Origin of the sequence: Pantoea osteomyelitidis, assembly GCF_044342975.1 — a bacterium.
Lineage (GTDB): Bacteria > Pseudomonadota > Gammaproteobacteria > Enterobacterales > Enterobacteriaceae > Pantoea > Pantoea osteomyelitidis.
The window spans coordinates 296,310-312,207 of record NZ_JBGFSN010000003.1 but is presented as its reverse complement, the minus strand read 5'-3'; the positions used below and the strand labels follow the sequence as shown (position 1 = coordinate 312,207).

Here is a 15,898-nt window from a genome sequence, read left to right as displayed (position 1 = left end):
ACCTGGCCCGAAGCCACTGCGCGGGCTGATGTTGAAACATACCCATCCTGTTTAACGATAAAAACCGCTCCCTCCTTAATTACAAAACCCATTCAATAAAGCGCCAGCGCTGACAAGTTTCGCCTGCCACCAGGATTTATGATGAACATACAGGACTACACTGTGCGTATTAACCAAGGAGAAACCTATGACTATTCGCGCTATTGCTATCAACCCGGAAAATCCCAAAGCCTTTATTGAAATCCAACAGGAAAAGCCAACGCCCACGGGGTTCGACCTGCTGGTGGAAGTCAAAGCGGCGTCGGTCAATCCGGTCGACACTAAAGTCCACAAAGGGGCCGTTAAAAACGGTTTGCAGCAGCCGCGCATTCTTGGCTGGGATGCCAGCGGCGTGGTGCTTGAGGCAGGCAGCAACGTGACCGGCTTTAAGCCAGGTGACGAGGTGTACTACGCTGGCGATCTTACCCGTCCCGGCAGCAACAGCACGCAGCAGCTGATCGACTCGCGCATCGTGGCGCACAAACCCAAGAGCCTCGACTGGGCGGCGGCCGCGGCGCTTCCGCTGACGGCGCTGACGGCCTGGGAAGGACTGTTTGAGCGCCTGAACATTCAGGATGCTAAACCAGGCCAGACGCTGCTGATTGTCGGCGGCGCAGGCGGCGTCGGTTCGCTGGCTATCCCCTTCGCCAAACTGCACAGCAAAGTGGAAGTTATCGCCACCGCGTCGCAGGAAGAGTCTGCGCAGTGGTGCCGCGATCGCGGCGCCGATCGGGTCATTAACTACAAAGATATGCCGGGTGAGCTGGAAAAACAGGGCATCAAACAGGTGGATTACATCTTCTGCCTGAACGACACCGACGGCCACTGGGAAGCCATGAACAAGCTGGTCGCACCACAGGGCGATATCTGTACCATCGTGGAGAATGAACGTCCGCTATCGATGGATCAGCTGAAGCTGAAAAGCGCCGCGCTGCACTGGGAATTTATGTATACGCGCAGCATGTACAATACGCCGGACATCGCGCGTCAGGGCGAAATCCTTGAGACGGTGGCGAAACTGCTGGATAAAGGCAAGCTGCAAACCACGCTGAACGAAACCTTACAGGGCCTGAGCGTCGAGACGTTGATGGCGGCGCATCAGCGCGTGCTGGAAGGCCATATGCGCGGCAAAGTGGTGATTGCCTACTGATTACCTGCCTGCTCTCCCCCTCCCGACGCAGGGGGAGAGCTTGCTAAATACTTAACCGCGCTTTAACCAGCTCAATACAGCGCAGAAAGCGGCTGTCGTAATCGTTCTCTTCCACATGAACAAATTCCACGTTATTTTCCCGCAGCATAGTGATCAGCAGCGACTGAAATTCACGCCGATCCACTGAACTGCCGAGGCTGCGCAGGCCGTCCGCCACCCAGGGTACGTTGTTTTCCAGCAGGATCACCAGGTCGAAACGGTATTCGTCGATCAGCGCCTGCACAAACGGATGCTCACGCCCCTCATATTTCAGGCAAAACGCCTGAGTAGTGATGAAATCGGTGTCGATAAAGGCGACTTTATTGGCGTGCTTGATGGCGAAATCGATGTACTGCGCCTGACCCAGCGCAATCTTATCGTAGTCAGAATATTGCAGCGCCATCTCGTCGCCACCCAGATGGGAAAAGACGTAATCGCGGCCATATTCCCAGGCGCTGGTGGTGTTAAAAATATTTGCCAGCTTATTCACCAGCGTCGATTTGCCGCTCGACTCGCCGCCCAGAATGGCCACGGTGCGCACGAAAAAGGGTTTTACCTCGGTCGGGATATATTCCCAGTAGCGAAAAGGATCCTGCCGGATCTGGCCGCCGCTGATATTCATAAAGGATCGTTGTGGATCGATGACCAAAGCCGGCACGCCGAGATGCTGCTGATACATCGGTGCATCGGGCGCTTCGCTGGTATAGACGCGGTCCGGATCGATGCCCTGCTGCGCCAGAAAGTTTTTTACCCCTTCGCTCCAGAGATCCCAGCCGTGCGGATAGGGTTCGATTCCCTCTTCGTTGAACGCGTGGATACGAATATTTTTCTGATATTTAAAGGTTTGCAGCAGCCAGCGCAGCCGATCGCTGATAGTGGGCTGCTGCGACATGGCGCTGTTCTCGAACAGCTCACGATCGCGCGGTTCATCAAAGCCCATGATGATATGCAGTTCATCCACCTGGCTACAGGCGCGCTGAATCAGATAGATATGTCCGGTGTGCAGCGGATAAAATTTGCCGAACACCACGCCCACGGTTTTTTCGCGGCGCGGGAATTCCAGGCCAAGAAAACGGTGCAGCGCTTCCAGCTTCTGCGCGCTCGGACTTTTGATTTTGGCGTTCAGCAGCTGGCTGAGGTAACCCTTGGTCATTCCGCTGGCGTCAGCCACCTGTTGCAGCGTATGCCCCTGCTGCCGGATTGTGGTTTTCAGGTAGTCAAAAGACGACATTAATTGCCTCCTGCATGAGATTGCGGAAATGTAAAAAGGCGGCCCGCAGCCGCCTGTGCCGGATGAACGCGGTTACAACTCATCCAGAATCGCCAGCGCATCCGCCAGCTTCTTCACGCTAAAGACCTGCATATTGTCGATCGGCTTTTTCGGCGCGTTAGCCGCCGGCACGATGGCGCGTTTAAAGCCGTGCTTCGCCGCCTCGGAGATGCGCTCCTGGCCGCTCGGCACCGGACGAATCTCACCCGCCAGCCCCACTTCGCCGAAGATCACCAGATCGTTCGGCAGCGGACGGTCGCGCAGGCTGGAAACCATCGCCAGCAGCAGCGCCAGGTCGGCAGAGGTTTCCGTGACCTTCACGCCGCCTACCACATTAACGAACACATCCTGATCCGCCATCTGCAGGCCGCCGTGACGATGCAGCACCGCCAGCAGGATCGCCAGCCGGTTCTGCTCCAGCCCGACCGCGACGCGACGCGGGTTGCCGAGCATGGAGTGATCCACCAGCGCCTGAATCTCGACCAGCAGCGGCCGCGTGCCTTCCCATACTACCATCACCGAGCTGCCGGGGGTGGCCTCATCGCCGCGCGACAAGAAGATGGCGGAGGGGTTGCTGACCTCGCGCATGCCCTGCTCGGTCATGGCGAACACGCCCAGCTCATTCACCGCGCCGAAGCGGTTTTTATGGCTGCGCAGGGTACGGAAACGGGAGTCGGCATCGCCATCCAGCATCACCGAGCAGTCGATACAGTGTTCCAGCACTTTCGGACCCGCCAGCGAGCCATCTTTGGTGACGTGACCCACCATCACGATCGCCACGCCGCGCGTTTTGGCGAAGCGCGTCAGATAAGCGGCGGTTTCCCGCACCTGCGCCACGCTGCCGGGCGAGGACTGGATATCCGCCATGTGCATCACCTGGATGGAGTCGATCACCATCAGCTTCGGCTGCTCCTGCTCGGCGATCAGGCAGATTTGCTCGATGCTGGTTTCCGACAGCATGTTGAGATTTTCTGTCGGCAGGTGAAGACGGTGCGCGCGCATCGCCACCTGCTGCAACGACTCTTCGCCGGTGACGTACAGCGTTTTCATCTTTTCAGAAAGCTTGCACAGGGTTTGCAGCAGCAGCGTCGATTTACCGGCGCCGGGGCTGCCGCCAATCAGGATGGCGCTGCCCGGCACTACGCCGCCGCCCAGCACGCGGTCAAATTCTTTAAAGCCAGTGGAGAAACGAGGCAGCTCCTCCAGGCTGATTTCCGACAGCTTCTGCACCCGGCTGGGGCCGGCGCTGCCCGCATAGCCGCTCAGGCGCTCGTTGCGCGCAGCGGCCGGCGAGGCGGCAAGGCGCACCTCAGTGATGGTGTTCCAGGCGTGACAGGCGCTACATTGCCCCTGCCAGCGCGGATAGTCAGCGCCGCATTCGTTACAAACGAAGGCGCGTTTTGCCGCTTTGGCCAAATCAATACCTCAGTTAACGCTCTTCATGGATCAGACTGCCGCTGAGGATGCAAAACACACCCATCAGGTCGGCGTGACGAATAATCACTTCCGTCTGCTCATTCACTTTAGGTTTAGCATGGTAGGCGATGCCCAGCGCGGACGCCTTGATCATCAACAGATCGTTCGCGCCGTCGCCAATCGCCACCGTTTGTTCCGGCGCAATCTCAAAACGCTGCGCCAGCTTGCGCAGCGTCTCCGCTTTATATTCTGCATCGACGATCGGCCCGATCACTTCGCCGGTCAACAGCCCGTCGCGCATCTCCAGCTCGTTCGCCACGATGGCGGAGAGATGAAGCCGATCGCGCAGGTACTCCGCGAAGTAGGTGAAGCCGCCCGAGGCGATAGCCACCTGCCAGCCGAGCGCCTGTAATTTGTGCACCAGCGTGGTCAGACCCGGCATCAGCGGCAGCGCGTCGCGCACCTGCTGCAGAATATTGGCATCGGCCCCTTTCAGGGTCGCCACGCGCTGACGCAGGCTGGCTTTGAAATCGAGCTCGCCGCGCATCGCGCGTTCGGTCACGTCGGCCACCAGATCGCCGCTGCCCGCCAGTTTGGCAATCTCATCAATGCATTCGATCTGGATGGCGGTGGAGTCCATGTCCATTACCAGCAGGCCCGGCGTTTTCAGATGCGGGATTTTGCCGAGCGGCGCCACATCCAACCCGGCCTCGTGCGCCAGCTTGCTGGCGCGCGGCGTCAGCGAACCGGCCAGGCGCAACACCTGATATTCATCCACATTCCATGCGCTGACAATCACCATCGCCGCACCCAGCTGGTGCTGATAGTCAGTCAGACGTTGTTTATCAAGCCCGCGCCCATACAGCAGCCAGCCCGTACGACCGGCACGGTAATCCAGCGGCATGACTTCGTCGCCGCTGAGGGAAAGGGGCAAGCCCGGCCAGAGTGAAACATCGGCGGGCAGATCGCACCAGGTAAGACGATTTGGCATCACAGCTCCTGTAGGGACAACAAAACCACGCAAGAGGCTACCTTGTCTGCGCCGCTTCTGGCAACATAATCTCAGGCTTTCTGTTGTTATGTGGATGGGTTGTGAATGGTTAAGACCAAACTAAAATTTCGCCTGCACCGCACGGCGATTGTCCTGATCTCGCTGGCGCTGCTGGTGGTGCTGATGCAGGGCGCGTCGTGGTTTAGTCTTGGTCATCAGATGGCGCGCTCCGGGCAGGTCGAGGAGCTGGCGCGCACCCTGACCAAACAGGTGGCGTTCAGCCTGCAACCCTTGATGGACAACAGCGACGATAACCGCAGCCAGATTGAAACTATTCTGAACCAGATGACCGCCAACAGCCGCATTCTCGACGCCTCGGTGTACGCTGATGACGGCAGCCTGATCGCGCACAGCGGCGAAAACATCAACGTGCGCGATCGCCTGGCGCTGGACGGTAAGCGCGCCGGCAGCTACTTCAACCATCAGATTGTGCAGCCGCTCACCAGTAAAGAGGGCCCGCTCGGCTTTTTGCGCGTCACGCTCGATACCCATGTGCTGGTGACCGAATCCCGTCAGGTGGATAACACCACCAATATTCTGCGCCTGATGATGCTGCTGGCCTTAGCGATTGGCATTATTCTCACCCGTACCCTGCTGCGCGATCGCCGTACCCGCTGGCAGCAGTCGCCCTTCCTGCTCACCGCCAGCAAGCCGGTAAAAGAGGATAGCGAGGACGTGGCGGAAGAGTCCCCGCGTTAAGCCATCTGACTTAAGGTGTTGTCGCAGGCTTGCAGCTGGTCGCTTGCCTGACGGGCAATCTCACGGAATCCGCTGCTGATTTTCGCATCTGCGGAAACGGTTTTCCTCTGTTCGCTAACTCGCCAAAGGGGAATCGCAGATTCACCACGTAGTGGACGCAACAGCGCGTAACGTGTCGCTCGTGCTTTTGCCCACTTTAAAATTTGCCGGTTTTGCTGAACGGCGCGGGACAAGGTGGCCTGACTGATGTTCAGCCGGGCCTGTAACGCTGAGGCGGCAAGCGGACCTTCCAACAGTAATGCAGCGACGTCGACCATAGCATTAACCGCTCTGAAAAGAGTAGATGAATAGATCCATGAATAGATATTAAAAAAAGAAAAAGCCCGTAATCAGGCCTTTTCGGTTATTTTTTCACTTTACGGTGAATAGATACTTTGGCTGTATCAGGAAGCGGTCAGCAGCGCTTCCAGCTGGGCTAACGACGTTACGCGCCAGGTAGGCCGAATGGTTTCCGGCAGCGGGCGCGTGCCGTTATCAAGCCAGCAGGTTTTCAGTCCCGCGTTCATGCCGCCAAGAATATCCGACTCGGGCGTGTCGCCTACCATCAATACTCTTTCCCGCGGCGGATTGCCCAACTGCTGCAGCGCATAGTCAAAAATCGCCGCGTCCGGCTTGGGCAGGCCTACCTGCTCCGAAATCACCAGCGCGTCGAAATAGCCCATAAAACCGGTACGCTCAAGGCGCGCCTGCTGTAGGGCGGTGAAGCCGTTGGTAATGATCGCCAGCTTCACTTTTCCTTTCAGGGTATCCAGCAGGCTGACCGCGCCTTCCAGCGGCGTGCAGATTTCCGCCATCGCCGAAAGAAAGCCGCTGTTGAGAATATCGGCAGAGACGTTCAGCTTCTCGGCCCAGCCGGTAAAGCGGCGCGTCTGCAGCTGTAGCGCGGTAATGGCGCCATTTTGGTAATCAACCCAGAGCGGCTTGTTGATCGCCTGATAGTCGGCATAGTCCTGGTCGGTAAAATGCACCTCATAGCCGGCAAACAGACGCTGCAGGCCGGAAAAGGCATCAAAGTGAAACAGCGTGTCGTCCGCATCAAACAGGATGCAGTCCCAGTTCTGTAACATAGTGCTCCTTATGAAGAGGCTATAGCGTCAGCGCCATGATAATGGCGTCTTCGCGTCCGCTGGCAGCGGGATAGTAGTTCGGACGTCGTGAAACCTGATGAAACTCCAGCTGCTCATAGAGCGCAATCGCGGGCAGATTGGAGGCGCGGACCTCCAGCCACAGCGTCATCACATCACGCTGTTGCAGCTCGCCGATCAAATGCTGCAGCAGCTGTCGCCCCAGGCCGCGTCGCTGGTAAGCGGGATCGACCGCCACGTTGAACAGCGAAGCTTCATCCAGCACCACCTGGGTGATGGCGAAGGCCGCCATCTGTCCGGCGACATCGAGACGGAAATTCAGAAAACGCTCCCCCTGATTGCTGGCGAAGGTTTTTTCGCTCCAGGGAAAAGCGTGGCTGCGACGCTCAATCGCGTGCGCCTGAGCGAGATCGTCAGGGGTGAGGAAAGAGATGGCTGTCATGTTTACACATCTGTTGCCAGAGCGCGCGTTTTGCCGCGCTGCTGCTGATTAGTTCATTTAAGGAGGCGGTGCGCAATTGGATGCCGTTAAACGCCTGTTCGCTCTCCACGCCCAGCAGCCAACCTGCGCAGCTCAGCGTGTCCGGCAGCATCAACAATTGCTCAGGCGTCAAGCTCATCACCTGTGAGGTTTGCAGGCCCAGCGTGCGCAGCACATCGCCGATAAGCGGTTCCTGCAGCGTGGGCGGGGTTTCCGCCACAATCAGCAGGCGGGTGTCGGGCGCGAGGCTCACGGCAATCTCGCCTTGCAGCACGCGCGGACGCCGCAGTTGATACTGCGTTATGCCCATTTGCTGTAACAGCCAGTCGCGCCTGGTACTCATTCTTTCTACCTGATGTGCTGCATGATTGCGACGCTATGCTAGCAAACCCATCGAACATGCGCCAACAAACCACTATAATCGCCGCTCTGACACAACAGGAGCCCTCCATGTCTGCTTTTACCCCGGCCAGCGAAGTGATACTGCGCCACAGTGATGAATTTTCTACCCGCCGCGTATTATTTGCTGGCGATCTGCAGGATGACCTGCCTGCTCAGCTGGAAACGGCCTCGACCCGGGTGCATAGCCAGCAATATCATCACTGGCAAAATCTGAGCCGCTCTCTGGGTGAAGCAGCGCAGTATGGCCTGGTGGCCACGGCCGACAGCGTGGGCGACTGCGATACGCTGATCTACTACTGGCCGAAAAATAAGCCTGAAGCGCAGTTTCAATTACAAAACCTGCTTTCGCTGCTGCCCATTGGCTGCGACATTTTTGTCGTCGGCGAAAACCGTAGCGGCGTACGCAGCGCCGAAGGCATGCTGGAAGCCTGGGCTCGTCTGGAGAAGATCGACAGCGCGCGCCGCTGCGGTCTCTATCATGGTCAGCTGGAGCAGCAAGCCACCTTCGACCCGGACGATTTCTGGGGCGGCTATGAGCTGGGCGATCTCAACATAAGCACCCTGCCCGGCGTCTTCAGCCGCGACGGACTGGATACGGGCAGCGCCCTGCTGCTCTCTACCCTGAAGCCGCACGCCAAAGGCAAAGTGCTGGATATCGGCTGTGGCGCGGGCGTCATTGCCAGCGTGGTGGCGCGCCGGTCGCCGAAAGTGCGCCTCTGGCTGTGCGACGTTCACGCCGCAGCCGTGGAAGCGAGCAAGGCGACGCTGGCTGAGAACGGACTGGAAGGTGAAGTCTTTGCCAGCAACGTTTTCTCTGACGTTACCGGTCGTTTTGATATGATCATCTCCAACCCGCCGTTTCATGAAGGGTTGCAGACCAGCCTTGATGCGGCCCATGCGCTGATTCGCGGCGCGGTCAAACATCTCAACACCGGCGGCGAGTTACGCATCGTGGCGAACGCCTTCCTGCCCTACCCGCAGGTGCTGGATGAAACCTTCGGCAGCCACGAAGTGCTGGCGCAAACCGGACGTTTCAAAGTGTACCGTGCCGTCTACGGACGCGGCGCAAAAGCACGCTAAGCGACAATTCCGCGGCGAAAAACAGTGACGCGGCGAGAGAAACGGTGCTTTTTGCAGCAATCGTTTCATCGCTGCGAAATATCTGTTGACGCAATGAGTAAAATCTCTAAAATGCGCCTCCGTGGTTGCAATACTGTCAGGTATTGCCGGTATGCGAAGGTGGCGGAATTGGTAGACGCGCTAGCTTCAGGTGTTAGTGTCCTAACGGACGTGAGGGTTCAAGTCCCTCTCTTCGCACCAAAAACCACATGTTTCATATCGCACAGCATCGCGCGAAGGTGGCGGAATTGGTAGACGCGCTAGCTTCAGGTGTTAGTGTCTTAACGGACGTGAGGGTTCAAGTCCCTCTCTTCGCACCAATGCGGTGATATGAACAGACAACTCAATGCGAAGGTGGCGGAATTGGTAGACGCGCTAGCTTCAGGTGTTAGTGTCTTAACGGACGTGAGGGTTCAAGTCCCTCTCTTCGCACCAGGTTGTCCCTCTCTGTTTGTTCTCTTTGTTTTATATCCCGTGAAAATTCACTGCCATTGCCCCCAGACCGCCCGCTAATGCCAGACATGAAGGCAGCAGCAGATAGTGTCGTAATTTTTGATGAAATAGCATGACCAGCGTCAGGATCAGCGTCACAACTATCACCAGACGCCACTGGCTGAAGCTTGGTTCCCATAACGCGAAAACCGGCATTGCCGCACAGGGCAACAGCACGCCCCACCCGCTATCCAGCTTGTTTCCCAACATCCAGCTGACACACCACAAGCCACAGGCGGCTAATATCGCCATCACCATGATCCACCCTCAAATGATAAGCATTCCCATTATCATATGATAGTTTTTCTCATCTTGCAGCAGCTTTTTGCTTTTCCCCGGTATGAAGATGACAGACCAGTTGGAAAATGCTAAATTGCGATTGATAACACCTTTTAATTACACAGCATAAAATTGCTCTACGCCCTGACGATTCATTTATTCCGTCGGGTAGTGCTTTGATATTTCAGGGCAGTCACGAGTACTAATAATGAAATTACAATCTTATGAAGAATTGAAACACAGCAAATATCGTCTTTCGCTGATGCTTTTCCTGTTATTAAATGTCGCTGTTTCTCTTTTTTCCCTGATTCCTTTTTTTAATAAAAGTGAGCCGGGCTATGTTTTACCGGCCATGATAATTATGATATTCAGCCTGTTTGTTTTAGTCGGCTGTTTTATCAAGCCAAAACGTAAACTACCGCTATTATATCCTGTGGTATTGATAAACGGCGTGCTTTGGGCCTGGCATATCGATTACCGCTACCATCTGGTTTTTTATTTTGACGGCGGTTTTTTACTGATCAGCCTGATTAGCGTGTTTTTCGTCAGCGCCATCGCGCTGAGCGACTACCTGCTCGCCTTTTGTCTGCACATTGCGCCGCCGGTTGTCACCGTGCTGCTGCTGGACGATGGTCATCATCTCGCGATGATTCTGTTTGCCATCGCCCTGCCGCTGATCGGTTTTTCATTGCAGCATCTTATGCGCCGCCGGGTCGATAACTTTACCCGTCGCCTGCTCAGGCAGCTCTATGAAGAGAGAGAAACATTCAGCGATTTGAGCATGCTCGATCCGCTCACCGGACTTTATAACCGGCGCGGGCTGAAAAATCGTCTGGAAAATATTCTGGAAAATCACGCTGGCAGCCATTTCGTCCTGCTGCTCGATATCGATCATTTCAAGGCCTACAACGACAACTACGGTCACGCGATGGGCGACCAGGCGCTGGCGCGCGTATCGGTCGCCATCCGTGATGCGGTGCGCTCGCGCGACGTGGTGACGCGTTATGGCGGCGAAGAGTTTCTGGTGCTGATGACCAATGTTAACGCCTCGATTGCCATGAAGCTGGCCGAGCGCATTCGCCAGTACGTGGTTGATCTGGAGATACCGCACCGATTTAATGAAAAGGTTTCCACGCACGTCACCATCAGCGCCGGCATCGCGCCAATATTTGATGATGATTTTGAGCAGGCGGTGGCAAATGCCGATCGTGCCCTTTATGTAGCAAAAAATCAGGGGCGAAATACTATTCTGGCCTGGGAAGATTTACCGAAAGCCTCGCTGAGTCATTCCGGCGACCTGATTTAATATTTTGCTGTGGTGTCATGGCTTTATTCTGTCTTGCCAGAGGCGCTTAATTTCCTTATTTCTCTCTCTGTCCGGCAGGAAAATAGATAGCCTGCCGGATAAATCCTGACTTTTTGCCACGTTTATTGCCTGCCTTTCCATCAACGCGCCTCTTTTTAGCGGGCGCGACTGCCTGTTTCTTTTTGTGCTGCCAAAGGTGAAACGAGACGCCTTCTCACTTGTAGATAGAATCAAGAACGATTATCATTTGTTTTTCTATCCCGGTTCGTGTGTGCGACAGGACAAGCATGGCCATTATCACTCGTCAGGATCACCGCTTCAGCGACTATCCGCTGATCTTTATGCAAAGCGACCGCTCGCTGGCCGCCGCCTTGCACGACCTGCTGAGTGAGCAGCGCAGCTACCTGCTGGAAACGGTGAAGCTGGGTCAGCAGGCGCCTGCCGGAACCATGACGCTGGCCGAATGGTCACAGCCCGCCGCCTTTCGTCTGCTTGAACAGCGCTACGGCGATGATCTCTATCGCAACCATCCTGATACGCCACGCGAAGCCAAACCGCTGCAATCCCTTTGGGCGCAGTGGTATTTCGGTCTGATCCTGCCGCCGATGATGCTGGCGCTGCTGATGGAGCCACGCGCGCTCGACTGCTCGCCACAATATATTCATGTGGAGTTTCATGAGACCGGCCGTCCGGCTACCTTCTGGATCGACGTACAGGAAGATGAGTATGCCCGCTACCTCACTGCACAGCAGCGTATCGATCGCCTGATTCAGCAACATCTGATCCCGGTGGTAGAGGCGATTGCCCGTCACGGCGACATCAACGCCAAACTGATCTGGAATAACATGGGCTTCGCCTTCTGGTGGTTCCTTGGCGAGCTGAAAAGCGTGCTGGACGAGGGAACCCTCCTGGAACTGGAACAGGCCCTGTTCTTCACCAGCCGCCTGCTGGACGGCAGCGACAATCCGCTTTACCGCACCATGATCCCGCGCAACGGCGTGATGGAGCGTCGCAGCTGCTGCCAGCGCTACCGTATCCCTGATGTGGAACGCTGCGGCAACTGCACGCTGAAAGCCGTATAGTTTCTGCATATTCCGTTACGAATTCTCCTTATATCCCGTTTACACGCCTGAGCGCTTGTGGCAGTTTTTAGGCTGTTTCATCCAGGGAGAAAAAGATGAGTCTGGAATCGGTACGGCAGTTCTTTGCCGAACACGCACCTGAAATCACTATTATTGAGATGCCGGAAAGCACCGCCACGGTAGAGCTGGCGGCGCGCGCTCACGGCGTCACGGCAGGCCAGATCGCCAAAACGCTGTCGCTGAAAGTTAAAAACGAAATCGTGCTGATCGTAACGCGTGGCGATGCCCGTCTGGATAACCGCAAGCTAAAAGCGGTGCTGGGCGCCAAGGCGCGTATGCTGAGCGTGGATGAGGTGATCAACTGGACCGGCCATCCGGTGGGCGGCGTCTGCCCGTTCGGTCTGGAGAATCCGTTAAGGGTTTACTGCGATGTTTCGCTGCGCGGCTTCGAAGAGGTATTGCCGGCGGCGGGCGCTGTCCATAGCGCCGTACGCATTTCACCGCAGCGTATGGCTGAGCTCACCGCGGCGAAATGGGTTGACGTATGCGAGCAGGTTTAGTGTCGCTCCTGCGCCACCGCGCCGGAGATTTCAATACCCCGCGTTTCGCGACCAAAGGCGACAAACAGGCAGATTAATACCGCCACCGTTCCCGCCACTATCGCCATGCCCAGCCCATAGTTGCCGCCGTGCGCTTCAGCAATGCGGGACTGCAGCGTGGCGTTCACCGACGCAATCAGGTTACCTAACTGGTAGACAAAGCCCGGCAGCACGGCGCGCGCGTTAGCAGGCACCAGCTCGGTGAGATAGGTTGGCACCACGCCCCACGCGCCCTGCACCATGAACTGCATCAAAAACGCACCCACGCCGATTGCCCAGGAGCCGCTGGAGAGGGCCCAGAGTGGCAGCACCGGCAGCGCCAGAAAAGCGGCCATCATAATCGCCTTTTTACGGCCGATGCGCTCTGAAAGCGCGCCGAAGCAAATCCCACCCAGCATCGCCGCGATGTTATAGCTGATGGCAATGATACTCACGGTATGGGGATCGAACTGGTGCTGAACCTTGAGGAAAGTGGGGTAAAGATCCTGTGTACCGTGGCTGAAGAAGTTAAAGCAGGCCATCAGCAGCACCATGTAGATACAAATTTTCCAGTGCTGGCGAATAATCGGCAGCAGCGCATGGCTCTCTTTACGTTCGCGCGCCGCCAGCCACACCGGCGACTCCGGCACTTTAAAGTAGATGTAAGGCAGCAGCAGAATCGGCAGCGCGCCGATCAGGAACATACCGCGCCAGCCCACCGCAGCGTAAAACAGGCCGAAAATGATCGACGCCAGCAGGTAGCCGCAGGGATAGCCCGCCTGGAAAATGCCGGACATCAGGCCACGCGAGCGGTCGGGAATGGTTTCCAGCGCCAGCGACGAGGCCACGCCCCAGATTCCGCCCATCGCCACGCCGTAAATCACGCGGAAAATCAGGAAAGCGGTAAAGGTGGGCGACCAGGCGGAGAGCAGTTCGAACAGCGAAAAGAGCACGATATTCAGCATCAGGATGGGGCGACGACCATAATTTTCCGCCAGGCGACCAAACAGCAGCGCGCCGATCGGTCGCACCGCCAGCGTCAGCATTATCGCCAGCGACACTTCGGATATGGAGCTGTGAAAGTACTGCGCCAGGTCACTCAGCACAAACACCAAAATAAAAAAGTCGAAAGCGTCCAGCGTCCAGCTGGCGAAGCTGGCAAAGGCCACATTGCGCTGGGTTGAGGTCCAGTTAAACATAGAGGGGTATCCTGTCAGGCATCTTCCGACTCATCGGCCAGAAGTTATTGTGAACGTCACCGGCAGCCCTATTACGCCGGTTACTGTTTTGTTAACCTTTTGTATATAGCATGTCATAAAGCGCAGCCGACGGCGGGAATTGTCAGGGTACGCTTCAGCGTGTAAACAACTGTGTCTGGCAGCTGTCCGTTATCTGCGCCAGCGAAATGCAAACCCTGGCATTATTCTGAAAACGCGGGGAAATTTTGGTATTTCGGTGGTTTGTATTACGCTGAAAACAGAAAAAATGCAGGAGTGTTATGACGATTATTTTGATGCGCCACGGCAAGCCCGATCATCAGACAAATGGCCGCTTAAATGCACAGGCGCTTGCCGCCTGGTGTGAAGCTTACGATTTGGCTTTGGTCTGCGACTCTCCACCGCCGCGTAGCGTGGCGATTGCTCGTCAGGCGCAGGTGATTGTTACCAGCCCGCTGCCTCGCGCGCGCTCTTCGCTGGCAAAGCTGGGTATGCAGGCCAGCGAAGTGGATGCCCTGTTCAGTGAAGTAGAAATGCCGATTTTACCCTCCAGACGCCTTTCCCTGCCCACCACGCTCTGGCTTGCGCTGCTGCGTCTGCTTTGGCTGTGCGGCTATGCCGGACGGGCGGAATCGTTGCAGCGGGCGCGCCAGCGCGCCGAGCAGGCGGCGGATAAGCTGGTGAATCTCTCACACGATGGCACCGTACTGCTGGTCGGACACGGCATCATGAACAAGATGATTGCACGCGCCCTGCGCAAGCGCGGCTGGCAGGCGGAAAAGCATGCCAGCAGCCGCCACTGGAGTACCGCTATTTATCATCGTCCCTTTATCTAATAGTTGAGATGGAAATAGCTCAGGATTTCACAACCCGTGCCCACGCGCGGCGTGGCGATCACCTTCTGTTGCAGCAGGTCGATGACGCTCAGCGTGCCATCCGCTTCATTGGCAATCAGTAAGGTGCGGTTATCTGCGCTGAAACACCCATCCATCGGTTTATTCCCGACGTTAATCTCCCCCAGCGGGTTCAGCAGATCGTCAAACAGGCTGATCACCGGCTCCTGATCGCCAATCACCACCAGACGCTCGCCGTTGGCGCTGAAGCGCACCACCTGGCAAGGCCGGGTATGTCCGTTGAGTTTCAGCCGCTGCCGTATGCGGTGGCTCTGACGATCGATCACATAGAGCAACGGCTCGTCCGCCGCAGTAGCGACCAGATAAGGATGGCGCGGTGACGCGGCGATACCGGCAATCGGGCCGTGCAACAGAATATTATCGATCACTCGCCCTTCCGCCTCGCAAAGATCGACCACCGTGATAGTGGCATCCTCTTCGTTATCGGTGAAAAGCTTGCGTCCGCTTGGTGACAACGCCAGGCGATGCACATTATGCGACGGGATAGCGATCACGCGCTCCAGGCTGTCGCTTTGCGGATCGATCACCGCCACGGCAGCGCTCTTTTCACAGCAGAGATAAACCTTGCCGTCGCGCCCGAGCTGGCCGGAATGCGGCGAAACCAGCGGATGCAGATCGATAAAACCGTTGATGCGCCGATGGCGCAGATCGATAACCGCCACCTTATGGCCAGGATGCGGATTGTTACCATGCACGCCGTCGCCATAAATCGGCACATACGCTTTTTCCAGCTGCGGCAGCATCAGCAATTCATGCGGACGCGGCGGAAATGCGTTCAGCTCCTGTTCGACGGCAAAGGTGTCAGGATTAAGAAACAGGACGCGGTTGCCCTGCTTATCCACCGCCAGCAATCCGTTTTTCGCAAATGCCATAAACCCCCCATTCTGATAGGCCTCTTCTAAGCGTAGACAATGGTCGCGGCTGCGTTCAGATCCTGCAAAGATCCAGCAGGATCCGCATGATTGTTTAGTCACGCTAAAATGAATGGTTTTCTTGCAGTGAGATTAAAAATTTCTGCCGCAGGGAACAGGCTGATTATAATGCGATAAATCAGGCGCGGTTAAGATAATCCTTATCCTCCCCAGGATTTACCTTCTTTATTTAAAACAAGCCGACTAATGAATAAGAAGTGATTTTCTTAAACTGGCCTGCCCGGTTATTTTCCGTATTATCTTAATTTTCGGAAAATAGATGGCTTCTGTGGTAAGAATGTTTTATT

General features: G+C 56.4%; 17 protein-coding genes and 3 tRNA genes. 10 read left to right on the top strand and 10 right to left on the bottom strand.

Annotation, left to right across the window (positions count from 1 at the left end; all coding sequences use genetic code 11):
- Window positions 1-187: 187 nt before the first annotated feature.
- Complete coding sequence (locus tag ABU178_RS03765; protein ID WP_397212122.1) at window positions 188-1,189, top strand: zinc-binding alcohol dehydrogenase family protein; 1,002 nt, start codon at window positions 188-190, stop codon at window positions 1,187-1,189.
- 43 nt (window positions 1,190-1,232) lie between these two features.
- Here the strand turns inward: ABU178_RS03765 and nadR are convergent, their stop codons facing one another.
- The 3 genes from nadR to serB all read right to left on the bottom strand — a co-directional run bounded on the left by nadR (window position 1,233) and on the right by serB (window position 4,905).
- Window positions 1,233-2,459 (bottom strand): multifunctional transcriptional regulator/nicotinamide-nucleotide adenylyltransferase/ribosylnicotinamide kinase NadR, encoded by a 1,227-nt coding sequence (gene nadR, locus ABU178_RS03760; RefSeq protein ID WP_397212120.1) that lies wholly within the window; start codon window positions 2,457-2,459, stop codon window positions 1,233-1,235.
- 72 nt (window positions 2,460-2,531) lie between these two features.
- Entirely contained in the window at window positions 2,532-3,914 is a 1,383-nt protein-coding gene (radA, locus tag ABU178_RS03755) for a DNA repair protein RadA (RefSeq protein ID WP_397212118.1), read from the bottom strand.
- Between the two features lie 13 nt (window positions 3,915-3,927).
- A complete protein-coding gene (gene serB, locus ABU178_RS03750) occupies window positions 3,928-4,905 on the bottom strand; it encodes a phosphoserine phosphatase (protein WP_397212116.1) in 978 nt (325 codons plus the stop codon).
- Between the two features lie 105 nt (window positions 4,906-5,010).
- Between serB and ABU178_RS03745 the strand changes: the two genes are divergently transcribed.
- The gene (locus ABU178_RS03745; RefSeq protein WP_397212114.1) at window positions 5,011-5,664 is read left to right on the top strand and encodes a YtjB family periplasmic protein; all 654 of its coding nucleotides are present in this window, start codon (window positions 5,011-5,013) and stop codon (window positions 5,662-5,664) included.
- On the opposite strand, the gene ABU178_RS03740 is transcribed toward ABU178_RS03745, so the two are convergent.
- The 4 genes from ABU178_RS03740 to ABU178_RS03725 form a co-directional block, all read right to left on the bottom strand.
- Entirely contained in the window at window positions 5,661-5,981 is a 321-nt protein-coding gene (locus ABU178_RS03740) for a hypothetical protein (protein WP_397212112.1), read from the bottom strand. The genes ABU178_RS03745 and ABU178_RS03740 overlap by 4 nt on opposite strands.
- A gap of 126 nt (window positions 5,982-6,107) precedes the next feature.
- Entirely contained in the window at window positions 6,108-6,791 is a 684-nt protein-coding gene (gene yjjG, locus ABU178_RS03735) for a pyrimidine 5'-nucleotidase (RefSeq protein WP_397212110.1), read from the bottom strand.
- Window positions 6,792-6,810: 19 nt separating this feature from the next.
- A complete protein-coding gene (gene rimI, locus ABU178_RS03730; protein WP_397212108.1) occupies window positions 6,811-7,251 on the bottom strand; it encodes a ribosomal protein S18-alanine N-acetyltransferase in 441 nt (146 codons plus the stop codon).
- A complete protein-coding gene (locus ABU178_RS03725; RefSeq protein WP_397212106.1) occupies window positions 7,223-7,633 on the bottom strand; it encodes a DNA polymerase III subunit psi in 411 nt (136 codons plus the stop codon). Before ABU178_RS03725 ends, rimI begins: the two co-directional genes overlap by 29 nt.
- 107 nt (window positions 7,634-7,740) lie before the next feature.
- Between ABU178_RS03725 and rsmC the strand changes: the two genes are divergently transcribed.
- From rsmC to ABU178_RS03705, 4 genes are all read left to right on the top strand, one after another.
- Window positions 7,741-8,772, top strand: a complete 1,032-nt coding sequence (gene rsmC / locus ABU178_RS03720; protein ID WP_397212104.1) for a 16S rRNA (guanine(1207)-N(2))-methyltransferase RsmC — start codon at window positions 7,741-7,743, stop codon at window positions 8,770-8,772.
- A 153-nt stretch (window positions 8,773-8,925) separates the two neighbouring features.
- Window positions 8,926-9,012 (top strand) — tRNA-Leu (locus tag ABU178_RS03715).
- A 32-nt stretch (window positions 9,013-9,044) separates the two neighbouring features.
- Window positions 9,045-9,131: transfer RNA gene (locus tag ABU178_RS03710), tRNA-Leu, on the top strand.
- Window positions 9,132-9,159: 28 nt separating this feature from the next.
- Window positions 9,160-9,246, top strand: a tRNA-Leu gene (locus tag ABU178_RS03705).
- 30 nt (window positions 9,247-9,276) lie between these two features.
- Here the strand turns inward: ABU178_RS03705 and ABU178_RS03700 are convergent.
- Window positions 9,277-9,561 carry a DUF1435 domain-containing protein gene (locus ABU178_RS03700; RefSeq protein ID WP_397212103.1) on the bottom strand — a complete coding sequence of 95 codons (285 nt, stop codon included), beginning with the start codon at window positions 9,559-9,561 and terminating at the stop codon, window positions 9,277-9,279.
- A gap of 229 nt (window positions 9,562-9,790) precedes the next feature.
- On the opposite strand from ABU178_RS03700, the gene ABU178_RS03695 reads away from it, so the two are divergent.
- The 3 genes from ABU178_RS03695 (at window position 9,791) to ABU178_RS03685 (ending at window position 12,530) form a co-directional block, all read left to right on the top strand.
- Window positions 9,791-10,888 carry a GGDEF domain-containing protein gene (locus tag ABU178_RS03695; RefSeq protein WP_397212101.1) on the top strand — a complete coding sequence of 366 codons (1,098 nt, stop codon included), beginning with the start codon at window positions 9,791-9,793 and terminating at the stop codon, window positions 10,886-10,888.
- Window positions 10,889-11,175: 287 nt separating this feature from the next.
- A complete protein-coding gene (gene fhuF / locus ABU178_RS03690) occupies window positions 11,176-11,970 on the top strand; it encodes a siderophore-iron reductase FhuF (protein WP_397212099.1) in 795 nt (264 codons plus the stop codon).
- A gap of 95 nt (window positions 11,971-12,065) precedes the next feature.
- Window positions 12,066-12,530 (top strand): YbaK/EbsC family protein, encoded by a 465-nt coding sequence (locus tag ABU178_RS03685; RefSeq protein WP_397212098.1) that lies wholly within the window; start codon window positions 12,066-12,068, stop codon window positions 12,528-12,530.
- Here ABU178_RS03685 and ABU178_RS03680 read toward each other — a convergent pair.
- The gene (locus tag ABU178_RS03680; RefSeq protein ID WP_397212096.1) at window positions 12,527-13,747 is read right to left on the bottom strand and encodes an MFS transporter; all 1,221 of its coding nucleotides are present in this window, start codon (window positions 13,745-13,747) and stop codon (window positions 12,527-12,529) included. The genes ABU178_RS03685 and ABU178_RS03680 overlap by 4 nt on opposite strands.
- Before the next feature lie 299 nt (window positions 13,748-14,046).
- Between ABU178_RS03680 and ABU178_RS03675 the strand changes: the two genes are divergently transcribed.
- Window positions 14,047-14,601: a histidine phosphatase family protein gene (locus ABU178_RS03675; RefSeq protein ID WP_397212094.1), complete on the top strand. Its 555-nt coding sequence runs from the start codon at window positions 14,047-14,049 to the stop codon at window positions 14,599-14,601.
- Here ABU178_RS03675 and ABU178_RS03670 read toward each other — a convergent pair.
- Complete coding sequence (locus ABU178_RS03670) at window positions 14,598-15,551, bottom strand: WD40 repeat domain-containing protein (RefSeq protein ID WP_397212092.1); 954 nt, start codon at window positions 15,549-15,551, stop codon at window positions 14,598-14,600. The two genes, ABU178_RS03675 and ABU178_RS03670, sit on opposite strands and share 4 nt — an antisense overlap.
- Between the last annotated feature and the right edge of the window lie 347 nt (window positions 15,552-15,898).

Coding starts and splice junctions, on each gene's coding strand:
- ABU178_RS03740 (WP_397212112.1), bottom strand. CDS start 5,981: ATGGTCGACGTCGCTGCATTACTGTTGGAAGGTCCGCTTGCCGCCTCA.
- ABU178_RS03725 (WP_397212106.1), bottom strand. CDS start 7,633: ATGAGTACCAGGCGCGACTGGCTGTTACAGCAAATGGGCATAACGCAG.
- yjjG (WP_397212110.1), bottom strand. CDS start 6,791: ATGTTACAGAACTGGGACTGCATCCTGTTTGATGCGGACGACACGCTG.
- ABU178_RS03675 (WP_397212094.1), top strand. CDS start 14,047: ATGACGATTATTTTGATGCGCCACGGCAAGCCCGATCATCAGACAAAT.
- nadR (WP_397212120.1), bottom strand. CDS start 2,459: ATGTCGTCTTTTGACTACCTGAAAACCACAATCCGGCAGCAGGGGCAT.
- serB (WP_397212116.1), bottom strand. CDS start 4,905: ATGCCAAATCGTCTTACCTGGTGCGATCTGCCCGCCGATGTTTCACTC.
- ABU178_RS03700 (WP_397212103.1), bottom strand. CDS start 9,561: ATGGTGATGGCGATATTAGCCGCCTGTGGCTTGTGGTGTGTCAGCTGG.
- ABU178_RS03670 (WP_397212092.1), bottom strand. CDS start 15,551: ATGGCATTTGCGAAAAACGGATTGCTGGCGGTGGATAAGCAGGGCAAC.
- ABU178_RS03765 (WP_397212122.1), top strand. CDS start 188: ATGACTATTCGCGCTATTGCTATCAACCCGGAAAATCCCAAAGCCTTT.
- rsmC (WP_397212104.1), top strand. CDS start 7,741: ATGTCTGCTTTTACCCCGGCCAGCGAAGTGATACTGCGCCACAGTGAT.
- rimI (WP_397212108.1), bottom strand. CDS start 7,251: ATGACAGCCATCTCTTTCCTCACCCCTGACGATCTCGCTCAGGCGCAC.
- ABU178_RS03680 (WP_397212096.1), bottom strand. CDS start 13,747: ATGTTTAACTGGACCTCAACCCAGCGCAATGTGGCCTTTGCCAGCTTC.
- fhuF (WP_397212099.1), top strand. CDS start 11,176: ATGGCCATTATCACTCGTCAGGATCACCGCTTCAGCGACTATCCGCTG.
- ABU178_RS03685 (WP_397212098.1), top strand. CDS start 12,066: ATGAGTCTGGAATCGGTACGGCAGTTCTTTGCCGAACACGCACCTGAA.
- ABU178_RS03695 (WP_397212101.1), top strand. CDS start 9,791: ATGAAATTACAATCTTATGAAGAATTGAAACACAGCAAATATCGTCTT.
- ABU178_RS03745 (WP_397212114.1), top strand. CDS start 5,011: ATGGTTAAGACCAAACTAAAATTTCGCCTGCACCGCACGGCGATTGTC.